This window comes from Thermococcus sp. (assembly GCF_027066465.1).
Lineage (GTDB): Archaea > Methanobacteriota_B > Thermococci > Thermococcales > Thermococcaceae > Thermococcus.
In genome coordinates this window covers 1-6,054 of sequence record NZ_JAMONU010000182.1, presented here as the reverse complement: position 1 = coordinate 6,054, position 6,054 = coordinate 1, and the positions used below count along the sequence as shown (strand labels likewise).

Genomic DNA, 6,054 nt, shown 5'->3' with positions numbered 1-6,054 from the left:
GCGAAGGAGTGAACCTCCTTCCCTTTCTTTTGAATTAATCCTTTTCTTGGGAGGTTTTTGGAGTGAACAGGAAGCTAATAGCTCTCATTGTAGTCATTATCCTAATCGCGGCCCCTATCGGCTACGTGGTCTACGCATACCAGGGATTTGAGAAGGTTCTCAACCCCGGAACCCCCAAGGGTGTTTCTCACTACGTCATTATATACTCCAACGGTGAATTCTACGTCCTCAGCGCGAGCAAGTACTCTCAGTTTATCTCAAATGGCGGAAAGCTTCCCCCGGCTTCAAAAGCGTACAACGTGACCCTCAAGAGTTACATAACTGGAAGCCCCGAGGTTGACCTGAACATAACCCTCAGGAGCTTCTACGACCGCTTTACTATCGTTATAGGCTCCCCCTCTGTTCAAGAGTGCAAAACGAACCCCACGGCGTACCTTGGCAACTGCGACATGAGGACTGTCGCGGTCAGCGAGATTTCTGCGCTCGTTGCAAACCTGTTTTCAATAAACTACTACCTAAAGGCCAAGTCAATGGGCTACGACAACGTGAGCGCCAAGCAGTACGCCTACGAACAGACCCAGCTGAGGCACGACATAACCTACCTGAGCTTCTGGACGAAGCTCTCCATTGGCAGAGGTTCGCTTGGAAATCAGAAGAACCTCGCTGTCCTGTTAATCGGCCCGGCAGAGGGCGCGAAGTGCAACTGCGTCTACGCCCCGAGAAAGGGACTCCTCGTTATCGAGGGCAAGACCGACGCAACTTTGAGGGCGGAGATAGTTCTCATAGAGAACGTCATAGGCTTTAAGTGGCCGCAGGGGAACCAGACGAAGCTGGTCAACGTTACAGGGTGATTTTTCCCTCGAGGATTTCCCTTTTATCCTCCCCCACAACTCTGAAAAACTCTTCCTCGCTCTTGAACGGTCTCTTCGCGAGGATTCTGGCTGCGGTCTTCTTTCCGATTCCAGGAATAAGTTGCAGAACCTTTGGACTCTCGCGGTTCACGTTTACCGGGACAGGAATTCCTGTTATGCTCCTGAAGCCGTGGTTCACTATGAGGACGTTGTAGAAGCGGTTGAGGGGAACCTCCTTGGGAATCCCCACAATGAGGGGATAGCTCCCTATCTGCCTTCCGTAGGTCAGGCCGCTGTCAAAGACCTCAGTTCTTACGTCCCTCAGCACCGTTCCAACGGGAACGACCCTCTTGAGCATCGGCAGGTCAATCTCGTGCCTTATCTTGTGCCGGTAGTGCTGAATCAGCCGCCTGTGCTTTTCCGTCTTGACCTTGCTCCTCATGTGCCAGAGGGGTGTTCCCGGGAAAACCACCACCTGCCTTATGTTTATCCTCCTCACCATCAGCCCGTCATCGAGGAGCCTCTTGAGGAACTGGAAGGTTATCTCATAACTCTTCTTCGTCTCGCCCGGCAGGCCGAAGATTATGTTTATCCCAGGTAAAAGCCAGGGCATTCCGTTGTAGCCCCTTTTAGCTCCAACCTCGTTGAGAATCTTCACGGCTTCGTATGTCTCCTCTGCCGTTGCGTTCAGGTTGTTCAGCTTGGCAACCTTTGGGTCTGCGCTCTCAAGGCCAAAGGCGACTACGTTGCCCGGCGTCCCGTACTTTATGAGCGCCTTCGCAATCCTAACGCTCTCCTCCGGGTAGTTGGCTATAACAGCCGGATTGGCGTTGTCCACGTGGAGCGTTTTAACGTCCGGCGCAACCGAGCGGATTCCGGCGAAGAGCCTCTCTATTGCGTCGGGATTGGGGACCGGGACGCGTCCGTTCGGCTTTGCCATGTAGGAGAATATACAGCTCTGTCTTCCAACGCGGAAGTGCCTCACGCCGAGGTTGTAAAGGGCTTCCACTTCAGCGACAACATCTTCAACAGGCCTGTCCTCAACGGTTCTATATCGTACTGGTTCGGTGCAGAAGGAACAGCCCCCTATGCCCATCGCCTTTGGACAGCCCCGCTGGGTTTCAATCTCGATGATAACGAAGTCGGGATAATCAGGAAACTGCTTCACGACCTCTGCCCCAATAATTGCATAATCACGTAATTCGTTATAATCCCTGAACCTGAAGGGGTCGGCGTCCTTTGGGCTGGTCAGGTAATCGAAGAGGAAGGCCTCAAGGTCGCCATAGACAACGTAATCAAACACGCTCTCGGCCAGCTGAAGTTCCCGGCTTGTTATTTTAACGCCCCCTCTAGAGGCGGAACCCATGAAGGCCGGCCCTCCGAGGATTTTGGTAGCTTTTATGTCCCTTATGAATCGCGCAACTTCCTCCACGCTCCCCGGAACGGCGGAGAGGTACTTCCCGGGTGTATGCAGACCGCCAATGTAAACCACCAAATCGGCCTTCTCCAGAATCTCTTTGGTTTTTGGAAAGTTTGGAGTCTTGTTCCTCGTCTCTATCCCACGCTCCCCGAGGAACGTCGCGCGCAGGTCGTCAATAGTCAGGTAGAACACCTGAGCATCCTTTTGAGCCTTCTTTATAGCTCCGTAAGCGTATCTGGGGTAAATCCCAAGGTATGGTGGAACTCCGAGGCCGGCAGGCTCGTCGGTGTAGCCGTCTATCAGTACTATCCGCATGTCCGGCCGTACGCGATGGATTTTAAAAACCAATCGGCCTATAATTGTGGGGGTAGTTATGGAAGGGCCGACAGTTCCAGACTGGGCTGATAAGGTTCTCAAAAAGTTGGTAAAGCTTGGTCCAGAGGACATTCTCTCCCATCTTATCGCTCAAGAGCTTAAAAGAGCTGAGCTCTACTACGAGCTTTATGAGATAAGCGGTGAGATAACGTGGGATCAGAGAGTTCCGAAACTCTTCAAGCATCTCTATGAAAACTCCCTTGCGCGGGCAGAGGAATACGTCAAGCTTTTTCGTGAGCTCTTCCCGGGAGGGTCACCTAATCCTCCTAAGATTGATGCTCCTGGTCCAGAGATTTTGAAAGAAAGGCTCTGGAAGCTTGTTCACTCAGGTAATGTCAGCGAGATAGTAGAATACCTTCTTCAGCTCGAGGGTCTATCTGAGAGACTTTTGACAAGACTTGAGCACTCCCTTAGAGGTGGTACTGAAGTTAAACACGTCATAAACAGTGTAAGAGCCATTGAAAATGCGAACAGGGAGCTTCTAAGGGAGCTCTACCGTGAGCTCATGGGAGGAGAGCCTTTATAATTCCCTCTTTCTTCAATCGCTCTTCAATCTCCTTGACTTCAGCTGGGCCGAGCTGGAAAACCCTCTTATTTGAGTATGGAATGGAGTTCAGAACGTCCTTCAACTCCCTAAGCTTCCCCTTATCAATCCCGAGCATATGTGCTGACTTTTTGAGGGCGGAAGCAACGGTGCTTCTCCTGTGCTGGAAGAGCGCCTTAACAAGGTTTTCGTCGAGTTCCAAGCGCTCGTGTTTCGGCTTAGGTTCAACGACTACAACGGCGGAATCAACCTTAGGTCTCGGCCAGAAGGCACCCCTACCAATCCTTTCAACAAGCTCTGCGTTGGCCTTCGCCTGAACCATCATGGACAGACGCGAATAGTTTCTATCACCTGGTTTTGCCACCATCCTCTGAGCGAATTCAAGCTGGTAAATCAGAACGGCTCTTTCAAACTCCTGGTTTAAGAGTTTGAAAGTGATGGGTGAGGATATCTGGTAGGGGAGATTGGAGACCATCTTGTTGAATTCTGGCCATTTAACCCTGAGTGCATCACCCTCAATTATCTCGACGTTTGGCCAGCTGTACTCCCTCTTCAGTATCTCAACTATTCTCCTGTCCCTTTCAATAGCGTAAACCCTACCAGCTCTTCTGCTTAGTTCATCCGTTAAAACGCCAAGACCGGGTCCAATTTCAAGAACGGTGTCTTTCTCCGTTATCTCGGCCCGTTCAACGTTTCTCTCTATTATGTCATGCACTATCAAGAAGTTCTGGCCAAGATTCCTGTTGGGTCTGAGACCGTATTTGTAAATGATGGAAAAAAACCTCTCTTTCATTCCCTGAAAATCCTCCTGTGACCCACGAACAGCTTGTAGCGGTCCTTATCCTGGAGCTCATCTACTATCCTCTTTGCTATCATCTTAATCGGGTCGGGAAGTCCTTTTACCCTTTTTCGGAGGTCCTCAAAGCTCTTAAACGGTTCCCTCTGTCTCTCCTCGATAATTTCCCACATGTGCTTCTTACCGATTCCTGGGAGGAGCTCAAGGCTGTGAAGCCTGTTTGTTATCGGGGGGGCCACGTTGAAGAACTTTATAAACCGCTCTTCGTTGTTCTTTACAATCTCCTCGATGACATAGGGGAGCTCAGCTTTTGCGGTGTCCGTGAGCTCGTCATATGAGATTTTCTTGTTTATTAAGAGGATTTTATCCCTGTTGCCCTTTCCAATGAACACCCTTTCGTAGAGCATGAGGTCTCCCTTTGGAGTGACCTCAAGAAGGGTGAATGCTTTTTCACCTATAACCTGAGCGACGGGTTTTCCAGTTCTTCGCCCACTGTTGATGTCGAGGTATCCCTCCGGGAGGTAGTCAAGCACATAAGCATACTCCTCGTACTCAGAGTTTCGTCTCTTCTTCTCAATGCTTTCACGGTAAGAGTGCCTCCGGTACCTGTCCATCTTCTCTCCCCCAGAACCTATTCTCTTCCGAGTTTTTATACTTTCCTCACGCCAAAAAAGTAAGAATCAGTCGAGGGGCCGGTACTCATCAACAAGCTTTATTATCTCCTCGGCCTCCTCGGGGGTCGGCATGTGAGCCTCTTTGGCAAACACAACCCTTATGTCTAGGTAGTCATCCGGGAGTATATCAGCGAGCTTTGCCGCTATCCTCTCGTCAATCCACTCAAAGAGGTCCATAAGCTTCTCCTTAAGCTCCCTCGCCTTCTCGGGACTAAGTTTGGCGAACTTTTCGGCATGCTCCAGGCTTATCCTCGCTTCATAGAATATGGGCTCCTCTGGGTTTTCTGTAAGACCCTCTTCTCTCCTCAGCTCGAGGAGTTCTTTGGCCTCGGCCAGCGTGAGGAAGTTCTCCCCGAGCTTTTTCCTTCCTATCATGCTCATCCCTTCTGCGGTCTGAGGTGGACGGGATGAATGAAGAATGTCTTGACCTTTCCCCCATCCTGCACTTGGACTATGTATGCATCGCCGCGCTTGCCGACGACTGTTCCGGTCCTTCCGTGGAACCTCGGGTCGGGCATGCCCTTGTGGTAGCTCGGCTCTATGACGATGTGAACCCTCTGCCCAACCTCAAACTCCTGAAGGAACCTGGTGAGGGGAGGGAGACCCCTCTTTCTCGGCTTCTTGCTGAGCTTACCCCTGGTTTTCCTCCTAAAGCTGTGCGCCTTCTGAACCATTTCCACCACCTCTCAACTTTTACGGGCCCCAACGGGCAAACTCGGATTTACGACACGGGATTTTTCAAGGGGGACGCTTTTCGCTCCGTTTAGACTTAGGACTAACCCCCTGGGAATCACTAAAACCTTTCGGGTAGCATTTATAAATCTTTCACCCACCCATTGAGAATGTTCAGCACGTCGAGCCTCTCGCACCAGGCCTTCTTCCCAAGCAAATCGCTGACGCTCGGCTTAGTTCTCCCCCTGTCGCCTGAAACCAGCTCCTTGATGTAGAGCCCACCGTCGGTGACGAGGCGAAGCTCAAAGTGCTTTTCATCAATCCACCTTGCCTCAGCCTCGTGAACCTTCCTCACCCTCACCTTATCTGCCCTTGCCTTCCTGACGCGCCAGGGGGTTCTCTGGTGTATCTCAAGCCCCCTAAGCTTCCTCGCAACTTCCTCAGCTTCCTCTGGTGTTACGCCATCCTCCACAAAAACGAGTGCGAGGTATTCCTTCCGGTGATTCTTCGTTAGAACCTCCTCGGCTTCCTTCGCCGAGACGAAGTGAAGATTAAGAACCTCCACCTTTCCGCTCGCGTTTATCTCTTCCGCTATTTTCTCGAGGTCAACCCTTCTCCTCTTCGGGCTCTTAATCTCAACTATGAAGGGTCTTCCGTTGCCGAGCATTCTGACGTCAACGTCCTCCCTTCCTGCGCCTTTGAAGATGCATTTACCTTCAAAA

8 protein-coding genes are annotated in these 6,054 nt (G+C 51.2%); 2 read left to right on the top strand and 6 right to left on the bottom strand.

Going from position 1 to position 6,054, the window contains the following annotated elements; genetic code table 11:
* The first annotated feature begins 62 nt into the window (after positions 1–62).
* Positions 63–851 (top strand): hypothetical protein, encoded by a 789-nt coding sequence (locus MVK46_RS09060; RefSeq protein ID WP_297536352.1) that lies wholly within the window; start codon positions 63–65, stop codon positions 849–851.
* Here the strand turns inward: MVK46_RS09060 and MVK46_RS09055 are convergent.
* The gene (locus tag MVK46_RS09055; protein ID WP_297536351.1) at positions 841–2,586 is read right to left on the bottom strand and encodes a radical SAM protein; all 1,746 of its coding nucleotides are present in this window, start codon (positions 2,584–2,586) and stop codon (positions 841–843) included. The genes MVK46_RS09060 and MVK46_RS09055 overlap by 11 nt on opposite strands.
* A 58-nt stretch (positions 2,587–2,644) precedes the next feature.
* Between MVK46_RS09055 and MVK46_RS09050 the strand changes: the two genes are divergently transcribed.
* Positions 2,645–3,172, top strand: a complete 528-nt coding sequence (locus MVK46_RS09050) for a hypothetical protein (protein ID WP_297536350.1) — start codon at positions 2,645–2,647, stop codon at positions 3,170–3,172.
* Here the strand turns inward: MVK46_RS09050 and rsmA are convergent.
* The 5 genes from rsmA to MVK46_RS09025 all read right to left on the bottom strand — a co-directional run.
* On the bottom strand, positions 3,150–3,983 hold the full coding sequence (gene rsmA / locus MVK46_RS09045) for a 16S rRNA (adenine(1518)-N(6)/adenine(1519)-N(6))-dimethyltransferase RsmA (RefSeq protein WP_297536349.1): 834 nt from the start codon (positions 3,981–3,983) through the stop codon (positions 3,150–3,152). The two genes, MVK46_RS09050 and rsmA, sit on opposite strands and share 23 nt — an antisense overlap.
* Positions 3,980–4,600 (bottom strand): DUF655 domain-containing protein, encoded by a 621-nt coding sequence (locus tag MVK46_RS09040; protein WP_297536348.1) that lies wholly within the window; start codon positions 4,598–4,600, stop codon positions 3,980–3,982. The genes rsmA and MVK46_RS09040 overlap by 4 nt, the downstream gene beginning before the upstream one ends.
* A 66-nt stretch (positions 4,601–4,666) precedes the next feature.
* Positions 4,667–5,035, bottom strand: a complete 369-nt coding sequence (locus MVK46_RS09035) for an RNA polymerase Rpb4 family protein (protein ID WP_297536354.1) — start codon at positions 5,033–5,035, stop codon at positions 4,667–4,669.
* Positions 5,036–5,037: 2 nt separating this feature from the next.
* Positions 5,038–5,334 carry a 50S ribosomal protein L21e gene (locus MVK46_RS09030; protein WP_297536353.1) on the bottom strand — a complete coding sequence of 99 codons (297 nt, stop codon included), beginning with the start codon at positions 5,332–5,334 and terminating at the stop codon, positions 5,038–5,040.
* A gap of 140 nt (positions 5,335–5,474) precedes the next feature.
* On the bottom strand, positions 5,475–6,054 hold a 580-nt coding region (locus tag MVK46_RS09025; protein ID WP_297536347.1), incomplete at its 5' end, for a tRNA pseudouridine(54/55) synthase Pus10.

What these genes read in the sequence shown, in the direction of transcription:
- MVK46_RS09040 (WP_297536348.1), bottom strand. Translation starts at nt 4,600, where the DNA reads ATGGACAGGTACCGGAGGCACTCTTACCGTGAAAGCATTGAGAAGAAG.
- MVK46_RS09030 (WP_297536353.1), bottom strand. Translation starts at nt 5,334, where the DNA reads ATGGTTCAGAAGGCGCACAGCTTTAGGAGGAAAACCAGGGGTAAGCTC.
- MVK46_RS09050 (WP_297536350.1), top strand. Translation starts at nt 2,645, where the DNA reads ATGGAAGGGCCGACAGTTCCAGACTGGGCTGATAAGGTTCTCAAAAAG.
- MVK46_RS09035 (WP_297536354.1), bottom strand. Translation starts at nt 5,035, where the DNA reads ATGATAGGAAGGAAAAAGCTCGGGGAGAACTTCCTCACGCTGGCCGAG.
- MVK46_RS09055 (WP_297536351.1), bottom strand. Translation starts at nt 2,586, where the DNA reads ATGCGGATAGTACTGATAGACGGCTACACCGACGAGCCTGCCGGCCTC.
- rsmA (WP_297536349.1), bottom strand. Translation starts at nt 3,983, where the DNA reads ATGAAAGAGAGGTTTTTTTCCATCATTTACAAATACGGTCTCAGACCC.